Consider the following 21,216-nt stretch of genomic DNA (forward strand, 5'->3'; position numbering starts at 1 on the left):
GTTATTTATCGAATAACAAAGATGGGACGAAAATAGATTATTTAGTAAGCGACGATTTGTAGCAAGCTTTACCAGGAGCCCACGTCTTCAATCAAAGAACACATTCGGGCAGCGCTGGCCTTTGCCGCCGATAGTGAACGGCGTACTCGTTTGATGGCTGCCTGATGAAGCTATTGCTTGATGCTAACTTGTCGTACCGTCTCGTGAAGAAGTTGGCCTATACATTTCCAGACTGTTTACATGTCACAAAAACAGGCTTGCCGATTCCGGCCGAAGACATAGCCATTTGGCAATGGGCACGGGTTAATAATCGAATAATTGTGACTAACGACGATGATTATTATAATTTAGCCAATACGTATGGATTTCCGCCGAAGGTAGTCTTGCTGCGCCTGGGTAATCAGTCATCGGCAAGTGTAGCAGAAACACGGCAAAAGCATCTTGATGACGTTCAAAAATTGAATGAGTCAAATAAATATGGCCTACTAAAGACATTCTAACTGTTTCATCAAACCTATCCTGGTTTATGGTGTAAAATACGGCTTTTATCCACCCGATCAAAAATCGCCGTAATCCACCTGTACGCACGTCAGACCCAGCGTCCGACGCCACATGTCGACTACCTGCTGGCGATCATCGACCACAAACTCAACGTAGTAGCGCCCTACGACGTGCTGCTCGAACAGTTCCTGCTTAATGATCGAATCTTTCCGGTTGTCCTGCCTGGGGCGCATGAATAGCTGATAATCAGTAGGTGCCCAGCCGAAGTGCTGACAAAGCCAGTCGGTCGTTTCGCGCCGGCAGACGGCATCGCGACCTGAAAAGAACACGATCGCATAACCCGCTACACGCATGGCCTGCACCAGCCGGATAATCGGCCATTTGGGTGTATCCAGCCCCACTTTAGACCAATCATAGGGCGACCGGTCGCCTTTTTCGGCTACGGTACCGTCGATATCCACCAGAATGCAGCGGGGCAGCGATTCGTCCTGAATGCGCCGATGAACGGCATCGCGGGTAAGCGTTACTGGCCGGAATTTGAAGTTTTTCTTCAACACGGCCAGTTGCTCGGCCTGCTTCCGGATGACAGCCTCCCCTACCGAATCCGACCGTTCGGCATCACGACGGATGCATTCGTCCACCGGTACGTCGAGCAACTGATACTGAACCTCCACCGCGTCGAAATGCGCCGACAGCAACCGGTTAAACTCATTCAGGTAGCTCAACTTCAGGTTGGTGTTGTCGATCAGTACGTGCCAGTTACGGTTCAGGGCTTCGAGGATAGCCGTTTTCTGCAACTCATTCACAAGCTGTTCGATTCGATTTTTCTCGTGATCCGGCCAATTTTTCCAGTACTCCCCCAGCGGCACCGGCAGCAGGCTACGTCGAAGATCGTCGCGGTTGATCCGCACGTAGTTAGGATTTTCTGCGCAAAACTGCCGGGCAAAGGTTGATTTACCACTGCCACTCAGACCAGTCAGGATCAGGACTTTTTTCATAATTCTATCGAAACGTATTGCTCTTCGGCACCCGGAAAATTACAGCCTCCGCTTGAGTTTATCAGTAAACTTCACAAAAAAGCCCGCTTCTATGCAGAAGCGGGCAACGATTACAAAATGTTTACCTATTGCTTTGCCAAACGTTTTTTCATCAGGCATCAGGCTGTAAATGATACGGCGTCTCTTCCGCCCGCAACCGACGCTGGAAATACAGAAAGGTAGTAAACCAGATTACCAATCCATTAATGGACGGTAGAGGCCGATGGGTTGACGTGTAATTACCGCCGGTCAGTAACGCCGGGCTTATCCGTTGGCGACCTGGCTCATTTGTCCACCTTTACTTAACGACGTACGCAACAGATAGGATCTTTCCAGCTTCTCTCGAATCCATTTACGCGTTGGCCAAAGAAGGCTTATTACGCCAGGAATGGACACAAAAGAAGCAATCTTCAAAAAGTAGGTGATTTCACCACTTTCCAAAGGATTACCCGAGTAGATTATGCCTAGTATACCACCAAACCAGCCAAATAGAAGCAAAACACAGAGGACCATAATGCCAGCTTGCAAAGGTAGGTTGATAATAGTCAGGTTGACATACAGTGAAATCATGGTTTGAGTGAAGAATTGCCACATCAAATACGCCACCGGATAGCCCACCAGAACGAACACCCACCAGGGAGAAATATGCAAACCACGAACCATATTGGCAATGTCTCCTCCGTGAGCAAACGTGCGGATCGGAACGTAATCATACAAATTGCCCAGGTTCATCAGATGAAACCAGAAAGTAAAATAATACAGATAGGGGTGTTGTTTGATCCGAGGCTCTTTTAAGAACAGCCCTCCCAGCACAAACATCAGGACCGTTCCAATGCCAGGCCCAGCAAATGCACATAAGGCCGCCTGAAAGTCATGTCCCTGCGCAAACATCCGGCTGTAGTCTACATTCTCATCAATGTTCCACAGCAGCAACAGGTTTCTCCAACTGGTCCCACCATAGTCGAGCGCGAATGGATTTTCCTTTTCACCCACCAACCAGGCCATTATTGAATGGGCATATTCGTGGGGAAACACCGCTAAATAATGGCTTAACCAGATAAAGAGAAGAGTAATAACTATAAAAAAGGAGGGTGAAATCGTTTGTCTGGTCATATTACGGACGTTAATCAGGCTTCCAATCCGACAATTGCTTTACGTATTGATGAGTATGTGATTGCTGCCGTTAGGCGAAAACGTCATCAAGCCAGTCCAATACCCGTCGGTTCAGTAACGACCGGTTCATCAGTTCACAGTGATCACCAGCGCCCCGATCGGCTGAAAACGTCAGTAAGGTTTTGGGGCAGGTAAGCGATTCGTAGAACGCGGTTGCTGCCGTTGAAAGCGAATCGTTCTGAGCCATTGTCAGTAACGTCGGGCAGCGAATCAACGACTCACGACCACTCATGGTGTATAAGTCTAATGAAGTCAGGTACGCCCGCAGGTCGTTAACGCCATTTACCCAGAAACCCCGCTGAACGACGCTCCAGCTCAGTTTTCGGTTATTGGTAAAAAGATGCCAAATCTGATCCAGTAATTGCTGATCCATTTTCCCCAGATCCGCGACCGCTTCAGGCGAAGCGCCCAGTACGTTGATGATTAGTTGGCGAAAACTATCCGGCAGACTGGGTACGCCCGGATCGGCAATACAAGCGGCAATCCGGGCATCGCCCGACGCGGCCCGTGGTGCGAGATACCCGCCTAAGCTCCAGCCGCTGATCGCGATACGGGCTACGTCCACCAGTGGAAGCGTTACAGCTACATCAATAACGGCGCTGACCACGGTTTCCCAGTCCGGCCGGAGCGAAACCCCCTGTTCAATCAGCAGTTCGCCCTGCCCAGGTCCGTCAAACAACAGGCAGTGATACCCCCGATTGAGGGCGGCAACGGCCGAGGCAAAATACATGTCTGTAACAGTGCCATCGTAGCCATTGGTCAGAATCAGCAGAGGTCGCACCGAATCCGGGTAGTCCACGGCCGGGATGAAATATGCTGGCAAGCTTCCCTTTTCAAACGGAATACGCATGGGCGTTACCGGCGTTTTCGATAAAGCCATCGCCTGGTCGAAAGCGGCCGTTTGTTTGCGAAAAGCCTCGACCAGTCCTGGATCGACCGGAAATCCAAAAATTGGATGTTTAGCCGTTGCGTAGCATTCGCTGGCTTTCAGAAACAGGTCGCGGGCGACAGCCTGCCTGCCTTTGGCGAGCGTATCGATTGCTTCGGTACTAAATCGGTCGCCAGCCGCCACCCAGGCTTCGTAAAAAGCCGAATCATCGCCGTCGCCGACGGCCTGCGCTACGGCCGTAATTTCACCGAAATCAATCCCACCATATGGAATAAAGCCTAGTGCCCAGGTACCAAACTCGTCATGAAAGTCACGTTTGAATAATAATCCCATCGGTATGAACAGGTAAAAGGCTCATTATACATGAAAAAAGTACGGGCACTTTTATACACTACGACAGCGCCTTATACATCCCTCAGAAGCATTAGTCTGATCCTACCACATTTGCTGGTTACCGAATTGGTGAGCGGTTAGTCATTGTCCGGGTTGCCACCGCAGGGTCACCAGCCGCCGGGAAACCGTGCCAGACAGACGCTCACAGGAACAGGGTCAACTTATAATGAAGTTTAAAAAAAGAGGAAGGTTACACCTGGATGAGCAGGAGCGCTTATTGTCCTTTGAGCACTTTGAGGGTTTTGGTCTGGTCTGCCGTGCTCACCCGCAGCAGGTAGATTCCCGCCGGGGACTCACCCAGCTTCAGCCGTTCCTGATGGGTGGCCTGTTCGACCAGCACCTGCCTATCGACCAGCACCTGCCCCCTCAGATTCGTCAGCACCAGACGTACCGACGCCTGCCGAACACCCTCAAGTTTTACCGTAAATTCCTGGCCTACCGGGTTTGGATATACCGTTACCTGCCACGTAGCGGGGCCTTCGCCAATGGACGCTCCAAATCGGGCGCTGACCGGACCGGAAGCCCCCATTGGACAGATGGCCCGCATATCCCAGACGTAGTTGTCTTCCTGATATGCCCCCGTACTGGTCCGCTGACGTACCCGAAGCAGCAGCGGCTGGGCATCGGCGGCCTGGCGCAGTTCCCGGTCAACGAACTGGTTAGGGTTGGTCGTCCAGCCCGTGATGCCCGCAGCCATGTACTCAATGGGCGAGTTGTTGCCTCCCTGGGTCTGGAAGGTGATGGCTCCTGCGGCACAGTCATACAGCGGGGCCACTAGCCGCAGCTGGCCGGGTGCACCCACCGGGCAGGTGGCCCGGATATCCCAGACGTAGCGCACGGTCTGCCCATTCTGGCGGGCCCACAGGGTAATGGGCTGGGCATCGGCAGCCTGGCGCAGTTCAAAATCAACAAACTGGTTAGGATTGGTGGTCCAGCCGGTGATGCCCGCGGCCATGTACTCGATGGGTGCGGCCGGCGCTCCGGAGCTATCCCCTCCCTGGGTCATAAAGCTAAAGGCTCCACTGGGGCAGTCGTACAGGGGCGCTATCAGTTGGAACGCAGACGGCGTCGCTGCCCCGCCTAATAGGCCTCCCGACCTTGTATGAACAGAGCTGAACTTCTGGATGCGAGCGTTACCATAATCGGCTACGTAGATGGCCCCGGCCCCGTCTACAGCTACACCAGTTGGGTAATCCAACTGATTGGCCCCGTTGCCAGACTTACCATCACTGGCCCCGGCGACGGTGGTGCCGGAGGTGGGTCCAGAGGCCCACTTCTGGATGCGATTGTTACGTGTATCGGCCACATAAATGGCCCCTAACTCGTCGACATAGACGCCACTTGGAGAATGCAACTGATTGGGCCCGTTGCCGAATGTACCATCGCCGACCCCGGCGACAGTTGTGCCGGGGGTGGTCCCATTGGAGCCGGGAGGAAACTTCTGGATGCGATGGTTACGCGTATCGGCCACATACAGGGCTCCGGACTCGTCTAAAAATATGCCACCTGGATTATCTAACTGAGTGGGGCCCGAGCCTTGCGAACCATTGCCGGCAACGGTTGCGACGAGGATGCCATTGTTGGTGGTAGGAGTATATTTCTGGATGCGATGGTTTTTCGTATCTGCTACGTAGATGGCTCCGTCCCCGTCCACAACGACGCCACCTGGAGAATCCAACTGACGGACATCCCGGCCTTGTCCCTGGCCCCCAGCGACGGTGGTGCCGAAAGTGCCCGTAGTGGAGCCGCGAGGGAACTTCATGATGCGATGGTTGGCACTATCCGACACATAGATGGCCCCCTGCTCGTCCAAAGCTACACCCGTTGGATACCCCAACTGATTGAGTTCCGAGCCGTATCCATTCCCGGCGACGATGGTGCCGGCGGTGTCACTGCTGGAGTTGGGAGGAAACTTCATGATGCGATTGTTGACTTGATCCGCCACATAGATGGCCCTGGAATCATCCACAAAGAGGCCCCGCGGACCATGCAACTGACTGGTTTCGTTGCCTGGTTGTGACGTGACCCCGGCGACGGTGATGCCCACGTGGGCCACAGGAATTGCGGGAGTCAGAGGGGTGGGGGGAACCTCCACAGGGACCGGAGGGACGCTCGCGGGGAGAAACTTCTGGATGCGGTAGTTTTCACCATCCGCCACATAGATGGCCCCGGCCTGGTCCACAAAGACACCAGTTGGATGACGCAATTGATTGGCCCCGTTGCCTGGTTTAGTACTATCCCCGACGACGGTAGTACCCTCGCTGGCCCCGCGGCTCCACTTCATGATGCGATTATTAAGATAATCTGCCACATAGACGGCCCCAGCCTGGTCCACAAAGACGCCTGCTGGAGCATTCAATTGTTTAGGCAACGAGCCGAAATCATTGCCCCCAGCGACGGTAGTACCCTCGCTGGCCCCGCGGGGCCACTTCATAATACGATTGTTACCAGCATCCGCCACATAGACGGTCTTGGAGTCGTCCACAAAGACACTAGTTGGGTAACGTAACCGATTGACCTCATTGCCGAATTTACCATCGCGGGCCCCTGCGACAACGGTGCCGGGGGTGCCCATACTAGAATTACGAGGAAACTGCATGATGCGATGGTTATTCAGATCCGCCACATAGATGGCCCCATCATTATCCAAATAGACGCCACTTGGCGTATTCAACTGATTGGGGGCCGAGCCTTGTCCAGTGTACCCGGCGACGATGGTGCCGGGGGTGCCCATACTGGAATTACGAGGAAACTTCATGATGCGATGGTTATCCCGATCCGCCACGTAGATGGCCCCAAATGTGTCCACAAAAACGCCAGTTGGATATTTCAACTGAGTGAAGTCCGAGCCGTAACCCATGCCCCCGGCGACGATGGTGCCGGCAGTGCCCACACTGGAGTTGGGGGGGAACTTCATGATACGATTGTTAACTTGATCTGCCACATAGATGAACCCGGCCCGGTCTACAAATACGGCTTGTACCGTATCCAACTGATTAAGCTCATTGCCTTTTCTACCCCCGGCGACGGTGGACCCAGTGAGCCCCTGCTGGGCTCTAGCGTTGGTTGAACAGGCCAGCCCAAGTAGCCACAGCAGGGCCACAAGCCACCGCCCATGCCCCGACCGGGTAAGGCTAAGGGTGGGTCGGCTCCACCCAACGCCTTGGAATGAGTACCGGGACCGGCGTAAAAGGGATAGGCTTAAAAGGACCGTCCAGCGGGCGGCCTGAGCAACAGAAGCAGTAAACGTGGTCTTCATGAGTTTGCCTGGGTCTAACGTAACGAGAGATGATAGCTTGGGTATTCGGGTTGAGGCTCAACCGCAGTAAGCAGACAAAGCGGCAACGTATGCCCAATCGGTCAGTGTCGACTGGCAGTCGCCTATTGTTAAGACGAATATGGAGTTGGGGTATGGGGCGTTGGCAGGCTGGCGTGGTTCTTTCCACTCGATAAACTGTTTGGAGTTACCGGTCCAGCCCGTGATGCCCGTAGTTTTGTATATGATAGATGCAGTTGGCGGGTTAAATTCGAAAACTTGCCACCAGCAATGCCCAGATAGTGCTTACTGTAATGGCCTATCTGCGAAAGGCCCAGCTCATCACCTAAGAATAAAACCAGTTAGTTATCCCGGTTAAAGTCAAACCAGACCGTCCTGCCTTCATTATTTTCAGCTCACATAATGCCAAACCGAAGAGCTGTGACGTTTTCTGCTTTCCTCACAGTTCTTCAATACTTCTATTAGATTTTTGTGAAGGTACCGCCTGTGAATTTATACTCAGAGCAATCATAATAAGTATTCGGCTCCGTTGACACATCACAGTATTTACCGAAATCATATCTTTCATCGCGAAACTGTTTGAAAACGTAGTCACGTTCGAACAAAGCATCTGGGTTGATGATACGGCCTTTCACATCATCTTTAAAGAGTTCTTTTACACCTTCATCACTAATATTTTTGTCCTCAAACCGGAACTCATATTCCATGACCCAAGTAACGCCCAGACCATTATCGTAGTACGCTCTATAGTAAGCCGCAGAGACATCCGTACTGTTAGCATATATGTCGCTAATTATTTTACGAGGATCTGTACCATAGGTGTATTCTTGCCAACCTGTAGAATGTAGATGCAGTACACCGGCTTTTCTTATGATAGCCTCCCATATTAATGTTTTGAAGCTGTGTTCTGCTGGTGTGATGAGGGTGACGAAGTCAGCACTTTCTTTGACCGGAAAATCATATTCTGCCAAATCTCTAAAGGTGTATTTTCTTTTGTTGAATTCAATGCTTCCTCCATTCTTAAACGCATCCCTTAAGTATCCGTAGTCTGCGTAGCCATTCGACGGCTTCGGGTCTTGCAGAACAGACAGGCGGTTATCAACTTTATCATATATCTCACCTAAGATTGTTTCAAATTCACCAAATGCAGCATCTACCGAACCTCCTTTGCTTTTTTCGGAACCCCATTTCTCGTATTCTTCGGCGGCAATCGCAATGGCCGCTCCTAGACCGGGTATTTCTTCTGTAGCTGCCTCCAAGAATTCTATACCTATTTTAACAAAGACATCGATAAGAATATCTTTCCAATTGGCGGGGGGCGTTTTACCTCCTTTTACATACTTATACACACGAGATAGATAGTCGTTATTACGCTTGTGAAGTTCCTCGTACCAAGCCTGCATTTTTTTTAAATTAGCTGCTGCCTGGGGATACAGAGCATCATCTGGTGGTGCGCTCGCCCCCCCCAGGTCACCACCCCCAGGATTTACCCGATGATCGGCACAGCCGGTAAGCAAAGAGGGCATAACAGCGGCACTGGTAGTCGCAATAGCAGCATCACGTAGCCACCTCCTCCGATTTTGTTTGTTGGGTCTGTTTTGTGATTTCATGGTAATGATTGTTTTAATAACGTTGTTTTTTATGGTAGGATAAACAGGCTCAGGCGGGCCATCTGGCAAGCAGCCTGAGAGACGTAGGCAGCAGGCATTGTTATCATACGTTGGATTGAGGTTAATGTGACGAGTAATCCAGAGCCATAGTATTAGCGGTGGCACTGCGCCCAGTGAAAGCCCACGTGAGACATGGCTTATCAAAACTCGATGACTGCGCTTTTCTGGGGAATTACATTGGTGAACAGCTCGGATGTGGTGGGCGTGAAGAGAGAGACAGGCTGCTTAGTCAGGAAATTATCGGGTGCTGTACCCAGTTTCCTAAAGGCAGGAAAGGAATAAGGAAGTCCTTCCAGGAACAGGCCATCGGAGTAATTGACCAGCTTTTTCCTGTCCGGATTGGCCACCACATGAAAATGAAGATGCGGGGCTATTGAATTTCCTGAATTCCCTAAACGACCCAACTCCTGACCGGCCGTTACTTTTTGCCCTACCTTGACCCGTATGGAGTTGGGAATCATGTGCGCATACATAGCCAGCGTACCATCACTATGCTCAATGTAGACCACATTACCCGTTATGTTGGTAAAATCTATTGGGTAATCTATTTTTCCCGGCGTGCCGTTATTAGCGAAGCCGTCTGCTGTAAATACGACCGTCCCCCCCTCAGCGGCCATGACGGGCAGGTTATAGTTATACCAGTCTTCGTTTTTATCACCCTTGTTTTTGTAGGGAAGCCCATCGACAACCTTGGTGAAATCAATAGCGTACCGCTGGGGATTATTGCCAATAACATACCCATTCTGCGCGGGATCAAACACCGGCTGGGGAAACAGGAACAGGGCTCTTGTGTGGAGGGAGCTGGGGTCAGGCGCATCTTCGGTAAACCAGGTGCCGGATGGTACCGGAAACCCAACGCGTCTTTGATCCGGATATTGACGATCTATCTTTACCTGGAACGTACTGACACTCGTCCTGCCGGATTGAGACACCTGAAACCGATTGGTCAGTACGTCCACATCCCATCCGCTCCTGGGGTAAGGAAGCCAGATGTGGGCCAGATAAAAACTATCTTTTCTTATCGAAAAATCCGTAAACGTCGATAGTACTTCATTGCCCCGCATCACGTCGATTTTTTGCAGTGTACTGCCCGGGGGCGTGTGCAAATGCAAATCGTAGACCAGCCATTCGCCGACCGTATTCGTCACTTTAACGGGTAATGAAGGGAGAGCGACTGATACCTTGGGGGTACCATCTGGATTGACCTGATGATCCTGGCAACCCAGAAATAATCCGGCGAATAAAAGACAGATTATAACAGTTATACGATAGGTCATAGTGTCATCAATAGGTTAAACTGAGTTGAAGAGTTGTCAAAGAACATGCCTGTGCACTATTCTAAAATTTAGTACCTTTTATGTCACTCGTTTCTTCAACTAAAGCGCCAGAACCAAAAAGTTTTTGAGTAGTACTCATCTCAAGACCGTTAGGCGTGAATTTGCCAGCACCCGCACTGTTAATATATGTAGTACTAATCGCAGGTAATTTGAATGCATCTCCGACTAAAGTAACTTCAAAACTTTGCCTCCATTTAAGAACAGCTAAATCGTCTGTAAACAACAATGTATTAGGCATACTCCCTTTACTTACTGATACAGTACCGACCCTTGTATTTGTTGTTGCATCCAGCACGCCATTACGTGTGATACTCTCTGTAACGGTAACCTTATAAATGCCTAAATAAATAGAATTTGGATCCGGCTTAGGATCCGGCTCAGGATCCGAATTAGATTTTGAACAGCCAGCTAACACAGAGCCAACCAATACGAAAAAAGCAACGAGTTTTAAGTTTGTAGTTTTCATGAGTTTGTTAGACTAGATAATGGTTTTGGGTGTCTGTTAAGGAGAAGCGAACCCAATTGATACGGTCTGTCCGGAGTAGCCCAGCGCCACCCTCCAACCAGGATCAGGCAGACAACCGCACGGCTTGTGCGGGTAGTTAGTTGTCTGTGCGATTGAATGAGGTAGCCCGGAACGTTTCACCGTCAGAACGGTTAGGGTTGGGTCAGACAAGAAATAAGGAGAATCCGTTCGTTAGCGATTGATGATCTGGGCCCCTTGTCTCCCCATATCCCGCAGCCCATAGGCGAGCTCCAGGAAATCAGGACCGGGTTGTTTTTCCTCGGGATCTTTGACATAGATAAATGTGGCCACCACGAGCACGGTGGTTTTGGTGTTGGGGTCATAGCGCAGCCTGGACAAATAACTTGGCTTAAACCCATCATGACCAAATCCCAGCCCCTCATCGAAGGTCAGACCGAGGCCGTAACGCTCGTTTCCGGCATCCCCCGGCAGCATCTTCTTCATTTCCTCCACGGTGGCCGCCGAAAGGCCGGCCTGTCCGCTGATGAGCAGTTCCATCCAGCGGGAGATGTCAGCCGGTGTGGACACTATGTGACCATCGGCTACTGCATTAGACATATTGCTCACTGTCGAATTTATCACTACCCGGCTGCTACCAGGAGGGAACACGTGCAGGAACGATTCAATAAAGGGGGCTCTTATGCGCTGATCGGTTCCCAGCACTACGCCATAGGTATTGGTCAGCTTGAGGGGCTCAATAAAGGTTTTGGTGATATACTCGTTGAAGGACATGTTCGTGAGTCCTTCCACAATTTTGGCCAGCAGTTGATAGCCCGAATTTGAGTAGTAAAACTGCGCATTGGGAAGGTGGTTGGCCAGCCTGTTCTGGGATATAACCCCAAAAAGTTCATCGTAAGTAAAGGTATGATTGGGATCATTGAGGCCAACTGGAGCCGGCTCCGTGATGTAATCGCTGTAGCGTTTGCGGGCATAGTCCTGCTTGACGGTGTCTGGAATATTTTGGTTGGTTACGTCAAAGACGCCCGCCCGGTGCTGGAGCAAGAGCTTGATAGTGATCTTTTCTTTATTGGGTATGTTGTAGGCTGGCGTGTTGGGCAGGTACTTGGTAATGGTGTCGTCAAGCGCCAATTTTCCCTCCTGTTTGAGACGCATGATGGCGGCCGCCGTAAAGGTTTTGCTGATGCTGGCGACTCTAAAATGGGTATTATCCTGCACCAGGGGAGTGATGTTGCTGGAAACCAGATACGAACCCGACGGATTCATGACCCGCATGAAAATACCGCCCTGCCTGATGTCCCATTTGGTACTATAAAGCGTAAAAATGCTGTCGGTGAGTTGCTGGAGTTGAGCTTGCGTATTAGCGGGTTCCGGCGCTCTATGATCCAGTACCGAACAGGATTGGATCATAGAGCTAAACAGCACAAGTGTAAAGATCAGAGTTGGAAGTAAGCGACGTTTCATAACATGAATGGTTTAACAGTACTGATTTTGTAGGAAATGGAGTTGCACGACCAGTCAGGCAACTGACCAGTGCCGAGCCAGGTAACAGCGGAAGGGTTAGCCTGCTTAATACCTGAGGTATATTGTCAGGTATCAATGGACAAAGACAAGAGAAAGCCGATGAGGCTGACTAGAAAGCGGTAACAAGTTTGACCATACGATGTACGTTGAGTGTTTTTAAAGGGTATCAATCAACAGTACAAGAGTACCAGCATTGGCAAAAAAACAGGTGGAGGATTGTTCCGAAAAGGTGGAGAATTGTTCAGGCCCTGGCTGAATGGCGAAAATTTCCCGGAGAAACGCCGAATTCGTCTGAAAACACCCGGCTGAAGTACTTCGGGTCGTCGAAGCCTACGGCATACGCCACTTCGGAAACGGATAAAGACGAGTCCGCCAACAGTGTCTGGGCTTTGCGAAGGCGCAAGGTGCGCAGGTATCGATTGATGGACATGCCGGTCAGTGCCGTCAGTTTGTTATGGAGGGTCGTGCGGCTCATCCCCACTGCCTGACAGATGTCATCAACCGAAAGCTGGGCATTATCTACGTTTGCCTCCAGGGCGGCCCGCAGCTTACTTAAAAACGCATCCTCCAGTGGCTCGTCCGGCTGGTCAGCGGAAGCCGTAGCAGGAACAGTCTCCATTTGCGTGTGGCCCAGTGCCAGCTGGCGGTAATGCCGTTGCAGCAGTCGGCGGGTCTGAATCAGATTTGACAGCACGACCAGCAGTTCTTCGCGCAGGAACGGTTTGACTAAATAGGCATCTGCGCCCCGTCGTAAGCCGGCGAGCCGGTCGCTCACGGCGGCCCGGGCAGTCAGCAGCAGGATGGGAATATGGCTGGTTCGCTCATCGTTTTTCAACGTATCGCACAGGTCAAACCCATCTTTAACGGGCATCATTACGTCGCTCAGAATTACGTCGGGGCTCTTCTCAAAGGCCAGGTCGATACCCACCTGCCCGTTTTCAGCCCGGATCACCTGGTAATCGGTCCTGAGGCAGGTTTGAATGTAGGTGGCTACGTCGTCGTTATCCTCTACCAGCAAGAGCAGTGGCTGATTAGCGGCAGAAGGAAGTCTCTCTGGTTCGCTCCATTCCATACGGTCAGGGCTGATCAGAACCGGAGCTACCGATAGCTCCTGAGCAGGTCCCGCCTGGATGGGTCCAGCCTGGATTGGCCCCGCCTGGATGGGCCCGGCCTGTCGGGTGAGTGGTAAGCTGACCACAAACTCAGCGCCGACACCCGAACGGTTGCGAACGGCTAGTCCACCGTGCATGAGCAACACCAGCTCCCGCACCAGCGATAGCCCGATACCGGTGCCATGAACCGGCATTTCGGACTGATTATCTACCTGAAAGAAGCGGTCGAAGACCTTGGACAGGATCGATGGCTCAATACCGGGTCCGGTATCGCTGACGCTGAATCGAATCCAGGGGGTATCCAGATTATTCGTTGGCGTAAGTTCTTCATAGTACCCTTCCGGGCACAGAGGTTGCCAGCTATCCAGGCGCTTCAGCTGGTAGTCGATTTGGCCGCCTTCGGGGGTAAACTTCAAGGCATTGGTCAGCAAATTCGACAGAATATCCTGCAGCTTGTCTTTATCAAAATCGACGTCGCATTCCTCTTCCCCAAAAACACGCAGTTGTATGTTCTTAACCCTGGCCATCGACTGGAACGATTCGATGATGTAGCGGGAAAAGGCCGCCAGATCGGCCCGCACCGGGTGCAGATGCATCTCGCCGGCTTCGAGTTTGGAGAGGTCCAGTAGCTGATTGATCAGCCGAAGCAGGTTAGTGCCGTTGCGCTTGATTAAATCAGCCGCCTGCCGCAGCTGGTGGGGTTTTTCGTCCGGTTTGTATTCTTCCAGCCCGGCGGCCATACCCAGGATGACCGTCAGTGGAGTGCGAAACTCATGCGAAATGTTGGCAAAAAAGTGAGAGCGGGTCTGGTTGAGCCGGAGCAGGTCCTGCGCCTGCTGCTCAATGATCTCTTTATCGTGCTCAATACGGGCGGTTGCCAGTCTAACCTGGGTTTCCAGTCGGCGTTGTTCGGCCTGATGCTGCCAGATTCGCCACCGTAACCAGGCCCAGATGCCAGCCCCCGTCAGCAAAATCACCAGAACCAGGAACCAGGACCGTAAATAAAACGGGGGCACCGCTATCAGCTTTATTTGCAGCGTGTTGGTTGACCACTGACCGTCAATGGCCTGCGCCTTGATCAGCAATTGATGTTCACCATAGGGCAGATTGCTCAAACGCAGCGTTGGCTCCGACTGGTAGGTCCAGTCTTTATCCAGGTCTTCGAACCGGTACGCATACAGGTTCTTTTCGGCATTGGCGTAGTTGAGCAGGGCAAAATCCAGTACGCTGGATCGATCATCCGGCTGAATGGTAATAGTCTGGCTCGTTACTACGTCCTGCGTTTTGTCGACGACCTTATCGGTTGCCTTGTCGTACTGCCGAAACGAGGTGACCCGCACCAGTAGCTCAGGCATGGGTTTTTGAGCCTGGAAATCCTGCGGGTCAAAGGCCGTAATGCCGTTCAGTCCCCCAAAGTAGATACGGCCGTTCTTGTCCTGGAAATGGGCAATCCGGTTGAATTCGTTATGGGTAATCCCATCTTCGATCAGATACGCCCGGGTCGTCAGTCGGACGGGGTCAAACTGCATGATGCCAAAATCGCTGCTCAGCCAGAGGTGGCCCCGGTGGTCGGGATACACGGCATAGATGTTATCGTTAGCTAAGCCTTCGCTACGCCTAAACTGCCGGTACGCTCGCTTTCGGCGATCCCACCGGATTAGTCCGGCATTAGCGGTAGCCAGCCAGTAAACGCCCTCGGCATCCTGGTAGATATGTTGAAAGCTTTCGGCAGGCAGATAAAACCCCCGCTTTCCTTCACTCCCGTAACGGGCCGTAATACCTTGTTGCGGATGGAGGATGTATAAGCCCGTGTTGGCGCAAATCCAGACGACGCCCTGTCGGTCAGGAGCGATGTGCAGTACCTGCGCCTGGGCCAGTTCGGTAAACTGATTATACTTGATGTAGGGCGTCAGCTGCCCCTGTACCGTGTCAAATAGGTACAATCCTCTTCGGCCACCTAACAGCCATTGTCTGGAGTCCAACGGGTAAATAGCCCAGGCATCCCAGAGTTGAGGCAATTCGGTCACCCTGGAGCGGCCGGTAGCCGGCTCGTAACGAACAAGCTTATTCCGGATCCCGCTATAGAGCGTGCCCTGCCCGTCCTGCGTTAACCCATACGACAATGCAAACTCATCGCTGTTGGTCGTGAAGGTTTTGGGAGGGTAGTGTTTCCTGGCCACTCCGCCCCATCGTGGGATGCTATACAAGCCAAACTTCTCCAGACTGGCAAAGACCTGATCGCCCAGAACGGTAATCCCCCGAACAGCCGCTACCCGTTTGTCCGTCTTATTATCCTGATAAAACAGGCGGTGGAAGTAGTTCTCGGCCAATTTTACCTGATACACGCCAAAACTGGTACCTAGCCAGAACAACCCGTTCCGATCGCAAAAAAAGCTTCGGTTAACAATCGGCTCGGCCGATAGCTGAGGGGCAATCGTCAGAACAACGCCTTTGGTCGCATCCCGTAAACTCGTTCCATCCCAGATTAACCCGCTACGGTCAACGGCGTAACAAACCGGGAAAAGGAATTGGTTTGATGAAGCCAGTAACGAATTCGGCAACTCTTTCTGGTGGCCCGACTCATCTACGCTATAAAGGCCCCCGGACGCTGGCTTTACCGGGTCCCGGGCCACATAGAAAAACTCAATACCGGCGTTTCGCTGACCATAACAGATACGAATTGACCCCGACTCATGAGCAAACTGATGCACAATACGTCCATCAAGCGTTAGCTCAATCACAAACTGATCATCGGCAACGGCCCAAACCGTATGGTGGTTTGTAGCCTGAAAGGCAACCAGCTTTTTAAATTGCGGCACGGCCACGTAGCGTAGACCAGACCGGGGATGGTACGAAATCAACTGGGCCGGTTGACCGTCGGTGAAGATGATCGTGCCGTTGCCGCTGCTGAGCAGGCGATACCGGTCATCAGGCACCGTCGGTGGGCGTTTTTTACCGAATTTTTCTTCAAAGGAAATGGCCTGACCGGTCAACGGATTAAACAGCGTAATCTGCGACTGACCGTTGGCGCCCATAAGCCACAGATAGCCTTCCGCATCCTGAGCGATGGATTGTATATCATCAAAATCGAGCCCGTTCCGTTCTTTCGTATACGTGGTAAATTTTAAGCCATCGAAGCGGTTAAGACCGAACTTGGTGCCGAACCACATAAAGCCCTGCTTGTCCTGCAGAATGGCGTTCACCTCCCGGTGCGACAGGCCCTGTTCGGGTCCATAATAGTTTACTGAAGCCGTATAGGATTGAGCCTGCACATACACACTGCCCCAAAGCCATAGCACCATCACCAGACCGGTTAGGCCTATGCGTATTTTATCGACTCCCAAGGCAGTAGTCTTACTCATGTTGGTTACTAAGCAGCCTTACCAGCCTGTCTACTAACTATATTTTTTAACTAGTGAAAAAGGCGCTCATATATACGGAATAACTAAGTCACACAGTTTGCCAAGATGTATAAAAGTCGGAACGTAAGTAGTGAACAGATACGCTTCAGTTGCTGCAGTTCGACCGTGTGTTGCACAAAAAGCCCGGCTTTGTCGGGAAGCCGGGCGGAAGTTGGTTGATACGTTTGTGCGTAAACTTTTAGCTCATTATCGATGTCTGCGGTCGGCGAGCTACTACGAGTGGCTGTCTGTACGCCTTTGTACGGCGTAACTCATCAGGCATCAGGCTGTAAACGATACGGTGTCTCTTCCGCCCGCAACCGACGCTGGAAATACAGAAAGGAGGCAATAATCAGTACGGTATACACCAGGGCGAGGATGTACGCCCCATACACAAAGAACTCCCGAAAGCTGATGGTCGCCTGACCGAAGTTTTTGTACAGCAGCACGGCCACACTGCCCAGGTACCCGTACCAGTCGGCCAGCGTCACGATGAAGCCAACCGTGCTGACGTAGCGGAAACTGGCCACCAGCCGTTCAAAATATAGACCATTGCAGGGTACGTAGCCCATGTACAAGCCCAGACCTGTCAGCAGAAACCAGACACCGGGCGACAGCACACCCGACATGTAGAGCCACGTACTGATGCCTACCAGACCGGCACCGGCCAGCATGATGGCGTTCAGCAGGGCGAACGCCCGAAAATTATCAGTCACGCGTTGCAGCAGGGCCATGACGATCAGAATACCGACCGCAATCAGCGTTTCGGTTTGGGTGAACACTCCAGGGTTGGACACGCCCGCATCGTTCAGAATCTCAGGTCCGAAGTTGTCGCGGAAGTCGCGGAAGGCCGTCAGGAGTACGTAAGACGCGATGAGCAGCACCAGCCCCGGTCCAAAATTGCGTACAAAGGCCTGCCGCTCGGCCTGGTTCATGGGTTTGCGTTCGGTTCGCAGCGCCCGGTCCTCGTCGGTTGGTGGGGGAAGCAACGTCAGGCCATACACCGAGACCAGCATCGGTACTACAAACAACGCACCCGTTACGAACGGTAGCCAGAACTCGGATACGCCCCAATCGGCCTTGATGGTCAGGGCCACGGTCTTGACGAAACCCGACGCAAAAATAAACGAGGCCGTCAGTCCGGCCACCAGCGCGTCGGTTTGGCGTCGCCCTTCGAGAAAGCCCAGCGTAATGCCGTAGACCATACCCAGCGGGAGGCCGTTCAGGAACAGGAAGATGATGTTGTAGGGGGCCGGCACGGTAGCAAAGCCGAACAGGGCCAGCAGTGCCGCGCCTACCAGCAGCAGCATATTTCCGGCCCGCCGGGCAGGCGACATCTCCGACACAAACTTGATACCCAGCCCTTTGGAAGCCGCATAGCCCAGCACCTGCGCCGTCACAAGCCAGATTTTGTAGCTTATGCCCGCGAATGCCATTCCCTCGAACGTAACGGCCGTGATCCCCTTGCGGAAGGCGTACATGCAGGCGTAGGTACAGAACGCGGCCGTCGCCCCGAAGAGCATAAAGGCGGTGGGATTGCGGAGAAAAGCAGGTGAACGCATAGGGCTGAGGGTTGTGTGCTGATGTCAGGGAGACAATATAATACAATCAATCCTGTTGCCACTTCCAATCCATATAGAACGCTGATTTTTAAGATTCTTAGGATTAAAAATGATTTTTGCGGTCGTTGGCGAAGACTTTGCGTTTGTGCTGTGGCTGCTGACCGAAGTTGAGCAGTAATCCTACTTCTATGTGGGTGGCTTTAAGATAGTTCGTAAGCTGCGCTTCATGTTATGGAGCTAATCCAGCAGCCGCCTTCAGTTCAACAATAACGCAATCATTCACGATTAGATCGGCATAATACAGGCCTACTTTTTCGCCATCATAATACACTTCAATTGATTGCTGAGCAGAACAAAAAAGCCCCATTTTATCCAGTTCGAGCCGCATTGCGTTTTCATAAACCTTCTCCAAAAATCCAAAATCCAGTTTATTATAAACTCGATAGAAGGCCTTTAAAAATAATTGAGTAATCTCAGAGTGCTGATAATTATCGTTCATGATTGTTACGGCTACATAATAAAATCATAAAGTAACCATAACAACCATAAACATCAGCGTGCTATTCCTGATCAAAACCGATAGTTCACGGCCAGCCAGGCGCTCCGCCCGACGCCGTCAACGCCCGAGCCGTGTGTCCGGTACGCTTCATTGGTCAGGTTCTGGAGTTCGGCGCTGATCGTGACATTCCGCCAGCGGTAACCGCCATTCAGGTTGATGACCTGCCAGGCTGCCGTACCGTTTTTGCCAATGCGGTTATCGTCTTTGTCGCCCTGCGCCAGCCGGGTTTGCGCGCCCGCGTAGAGGAACTCGGCCCGTGCCCACCAGCCATCAGCAGGCTGATACGTAACACCAACGCGACCGTTGAGGGGCGGAATGCGCCGGAATGGCTCGGCGGCCGTTACGTTCTGACCAAAGGTGTAGGTCATGCTGCCGTACGCCAGCCAGTTGCGGATAAACTCATACTCAGCGTCGGCTTCAAATCCGCGGATATACGATTCGGCGCTGTTCTGCTTCAGGTACACCGGATATCCCTGAATTGAATCCCGCCCCGCCCGCACGCGGCTGATGAAGTTTGTCAGGCGGTTGTTGTACGCCAGCAAAGCCGCCGAGAACCGGCTTGTGCGTACTTTCACTCCGGCTTCGGTGTTCAGCGACCGCTCCGGCTCCAGGTTGGCATTGGGTACCTCGTACCGGAAATCGACGATACCCAGTGTGCCGAGGTCATCGACGTTGGGCGACCGGAACGCCGATTGCACCGACGCAACCAGGCGCACAGCCGGCAGCACGGCAAACGAAGCGCCCAGGTTGCCGACCAGCGCCGATGGCTGGATCGAGGCTTCCCCCAGGGTTTCGTTGGGTGTTGTGATCTGGAACGCGTTGTAGCGCCCACCGGCCGTCAGCGTCAACCGGTTAAGGGTAAAGGTGTGCAGCGAAAACAAGGCCAGACTGCTCATTGTAGCCCGGTCAGGGTAGAGCCCGCGTCTTTTGGTAACGGCCCGGGTCTGCGTGTTGACGTCCTCGCGGCTGCTCTCAACCCGATCGTAGTACCACTCAACGCCGTTCTGCATCCGCCAGACCGAAGTCGGCTCGGCATTCATCAGGAGGGTCAGGCCCGTAGTAGCCGTTTCGTCGCGTTCGTACACGGCCGTGGGGTTAGCGTTTCGCTGGCTCTGACGCCCTTCGATCTGCCGCTGCCATGAGGCCGTCAGCTGCACCGATTGCAGAAACCGCCGGTTATAAAAGCCTTCGAGCCGGGCGTAGGCCAGTTGCCGCCGTTGCGGGTCAAATTGATGATAGGCGAAGTTTTCCAGTTTAACGCGATGGTACAGGGGCACGCTGTCCTGCTCCAGATCCTGGTAGGCCACGGTAGCTACGTACCGATCCGACAGACGGAATTTTGCTTTGACATCGCCCGAAATCTGGCTGTAGCCGGTGGGCGTCAAACGGCCTAACCCCTGCCCCGCCACCAGATCGCCGAACTTCCGGTAGGCCAGTCCGCCGAGCACCGCTACATTGGCCGACTGATAGCCGACTTCTACCCGTCCGGTGTACTCCATCCCCTGCGTGGCCGCTTTCAGGAATACATTCCCCGTAAATCCACCCTGCTCGGCAAACTGCGGGCTTTTGGTCAGCACATTGACCACGCCCCCAATGGCATCGCTGCCATAAGCCACGGACCCCGTACTCCGCACGACTTCAATCTGCCCGACGCTCTGCGGGTCGATGGTGTTCAGGTACTGGTTTGGCCCCGAGCGGAACGTAGCGTTGTTGAGCCGGATACCGTCGACCAGCAGCAGGGTCTGCTGACCGGTCAGGCCCCGCACGAACGGCGAACCGCCCCCGTGATTGGTTTTCTGCAGAAAAACGCCCGTGACGCCGATCAGTGCTTCCGGCACCGACCGGGGTGCCCGCTGGCGCAGGTCGCGGGGGGTCACGACCGAGATAACTTCCGGCCGGACAAACTCCGGCGCTTCGGTGCGCTGGGCGGTGGTAACGAGCTGTTCGTTGAGCTGAATAACCGCAGGCTGTACGTTTATCACGACGGGGCCGGCCGTTCCCGCCGACCACGTCACCGACTGCTCAGTGGTTCGGTAGCCGACCGAGCTGACCCGCAGCTGATACGTACCTTCGGCCAGGTTAGTAAACACAAAACGGCCCTGCCGGTCGGTCTGGGTCCCCCTGGCTGAGGAGACAAGCTGCACCGTAGCGCCGACCAGGGGCGCGTCGGTCCGGGCATCACGAACCACCCCCGTACCCAGTTGACCGTAGCAGACGCTGGCCAGAAAAGAAAGTAAAATGGTAAAGATTCTGAACATGTCGAGTAATGTTTTGGCTGTTAACGCAGCAAATAAAGA

The 21,216-nt window shown here is 52.8% G+C and carries 12 protein-coding genes and 1 pseudogene; 1 reads left to right on the plus strand and 12 read right to left on the minus strand.

Annotated features, from left to right (window positions below):
* The first annotated feature begins 164 nt into the window (after positions 1 to 164).
* On the plus strand, positions 165 to 500 hold the full coding sequence (locus DYU11_RS20715) for a DUF5615 family PIN-like protein (protein ID WP_119669637.1): 336 nt from the start codon (positions 165 to 167) through the stop codon (positions 498 to 500).
* A 57-nt stretch (positions 501 to 557) separates the two neighbouring features.
* Here DYU11_RS20715 and DYU11_RS20720 read toward each other — a convergent pair whose 3' ends face one another.
* The 12 genes and pseudogenes from DYU11_RS20720 to DYU11_RS20775 form a co-directional block, all read right to left on the minus strand.
* Entirely contained in the window at positions 558 to 1,499 is a 942-nt protein-coding gene (locus DYU11_RS20720; RefSeq protein ID WP_119669638.1) for a phosphatase domain-containing protein, read from the minus strand.
* Between the two features lie 303 nt (positions 1,500 to 1,802).
* Positions 1,803 to 2,651 carry a hypothetical protein gene (locus tag DYU11_RS20725; protein WP_119669639.1) on the minus strand — a complete coding sequence of 283 codons (849 nt, stop codon included), beginning with the start codon at positions 2,649 to 2,651 and terminating at the stop codon, positions 1,803 to 1,805.
* 70 nt (positions 2,652 to 2,721) lie between these two features.
* Positions 2,722 to 3,933 (minus strand): alpha/beta hydrolase family protein, encoded by a 1,212-nt coding sequence (locus DYU11_RS20730; protein WP_119669640.1) that lies wholly within the window; start codon positions 3,931 to 3,933, stop codon positions 2,722 to 2,724.
* Between the two features lie 274 nt (positions 3,934 to 4,207).
* Complete coding sequence (locus DYU11_RS20735) at positions 4,208 to 6,910, minus strand: SMP-30/gluconolactonase/LRE family protein (protein ID WP_158600330.1); 2,703 nt, start codon at positions 6,908 to 6,910, stop codon at positions 4,208 to 4,210.
* 821 nt (positions 6,911 to 7,731) lie between these two features.
* On the minus strand, positions 7,732 to 8,880 hold the full coding sequence (locus DYU11_RS20740; RefSeq protein ID WP_119669642.1) for a hypothetical protein: 1,149 nt from the start codon (positions 8,878 to 8,880) through the stop codon (positions 7,732 to 7,734).
* Between the two features lie 200 nt (positions 8,881 to 9,080).
* Entirely contained in the window at positions 9,081 to 10,217 is a 1,137-nt protein-coding gene (locus DYU11_RS20745) for a M23 family metallopeptidase (protein ID WP_119669643.1), read from the minus strand.
* A gap of 61 nt (positions 10,218 to 10,278) precedes the next feature.
* A complete protein-coding gene (locus tag DYU11_RS20750) occupies positions 10,279 to 10,743 on the minus strand; it encodes a hypothetical protein (protein ID WP_119669644.1) in 465 nt (154 codons plus the stop codon).
* 231 nt (positions 10,744 to 10,974) lie between these two features.
* A complete protein-coding gene (locus tag DYU11_RS20755) occupies positions 10,975 to 12,225 on the minus strand; it encodes a serine hydrolase domain-containing protein (protein ID WP_119669645.1) in 1,251 nt (416 codons plus the stop codon).
* A gap of 301 nt (positions 12,226 to 12,526) precedes the next feature.
* The gene (locus DYU11_RS20760) at positions 12,527 to 16,759 is read right to left on the minus strand and encodes a two-component regulator propeller domain-containing protein (protein ID WP_310589491.1); all 4,233 of its coding nucleotides are present in this window, start codon (positions 16,757 to 16,759) and stop codon (positions 12,527 to 12,529) included.
* A 314-nt stretch (positions 16,760 to 17,073) separates the two neighbouring features.
* Positions 17,074 to 18,360, minus strand: coding sequence for a DUF5690 family protein (locus tag DYU11_RS20765; RefSeq protein WP_119669647.1), 1,287 nt, complete (start codon positions 18,358 to 18,360; stop codon positions 17,074 to 17,076).
* A gap of 103 nt (positions 18,361 to 18,463) precedes the next feature.
* Positions 18,464 to 18,859: pseudogene (locus DYU11_RS20770) on the minus strand (GxxExxY protein).
* Positions 18,860 to 18,930: 71 nt separating this feature from the next.
* Positions 18,931 to 21,177: a TonB-dependent receptor gene (locus DYU11_RS20775; protein WP_119669648.1), complete on the minus strand. Its 2,247-nt coding sequence runs from the start codon at positions 21,175 to 21,177 to the stop codon at positions 18,931 to 18,933.
* Positions 21,178 to 21,216: the final 39 nt, after the last annotated feature.

This window comes from Fibrisoma montanum (genome assembly GCF_003583365.1).
GTDB lineage: Bacteria > Bacteroidota > Bacteroidia > Cytophagales > Spirosomataceae > Fibrisoma > Fibrisoma montanum.

Coding starts and splice junctions, on each gene's coding strand:
- DYU11_RS20765 (WP_119669647.1), bottom strand. CDS start 18,360: ATGCGTTCACCTGCTTTTCTCCGCAATCCCACCGCCTTTATGCTCTTC.
- DYU11_RS20745 (WP_119669643.1), bottom strand. CDS start 10,217: ATGACCTATCGTATAACTGTTATAATCTGTCTTTTATTCGCCGGATTA.
- DYU11_RS20730 (WP_119669640.1), bottom strand. CDS start 3,933: ATGGGATTATTATTCAAACGTGACTTTCATGACGAGTTTGGTACCTGG.
- DYU11_RS20775 (WP_119669648.1), bottom strand. CDS start 21,177: ATGTTCAGAATCTTTACCATTTTACTTTCTTTTCTGGCCAGCGTCTGC.
- DYU11_RS20750 (WP_119669644.1), bottom strand. CDS start 10,743: ATGAAAACTACAAACTTAAAACTCGTTGCTTTTTTCGTATTGGTTGGC.
- DYU11_RS20735 (WP_158600330.1), bottom strand. CDS start 6,910: ATGAAGTTCCCCCCCAACTCCAGTGTGGGCACTGCCGGCACCATCGTC.
- DYU11_RS20740 (WP_119669642.1), bottom strand. CDS start 8,880: ATGAAATCACAAAACAGACCCAACAAACAAAATCGGAGGAGGTGGCTA.
- DYU11_RS20755 (WP_119669645.1), bottom strand. CDS start 12,225: ATGAAACGTCGCTTACTTCCAACTCTGATCTTTACACTTGTGCTGTTT.
- DYU11_RS20715 (WP_119669637.1), top strand. CDS start 165: ATGAAGCTATTGCTTGATGCTAACTTGTCGTACCGTCTCGTGAAGAAG.
- DYU11_RS20760 (WP_310589491.1), bottom strand. CDS start 16,759: ATGAGTAAGACTACTGCCTTGGGAGTCGATAAAATACGCATAGGCCTA.
- DYU11_RS20725 (WP_119669639.1), bottom strand. CDS start 2,651: ATGACCAGACAAACGATTTCACCCTCCTTTTTTATAGTTATTACTCTT.
- DYU11_RS20720 (WP_119669638.1), bottom strand. CDS start 1,499: ATGAAAAAAGTCCTGATCCTGACTGGTCTGAGTGGCAGTGGTAAATCA.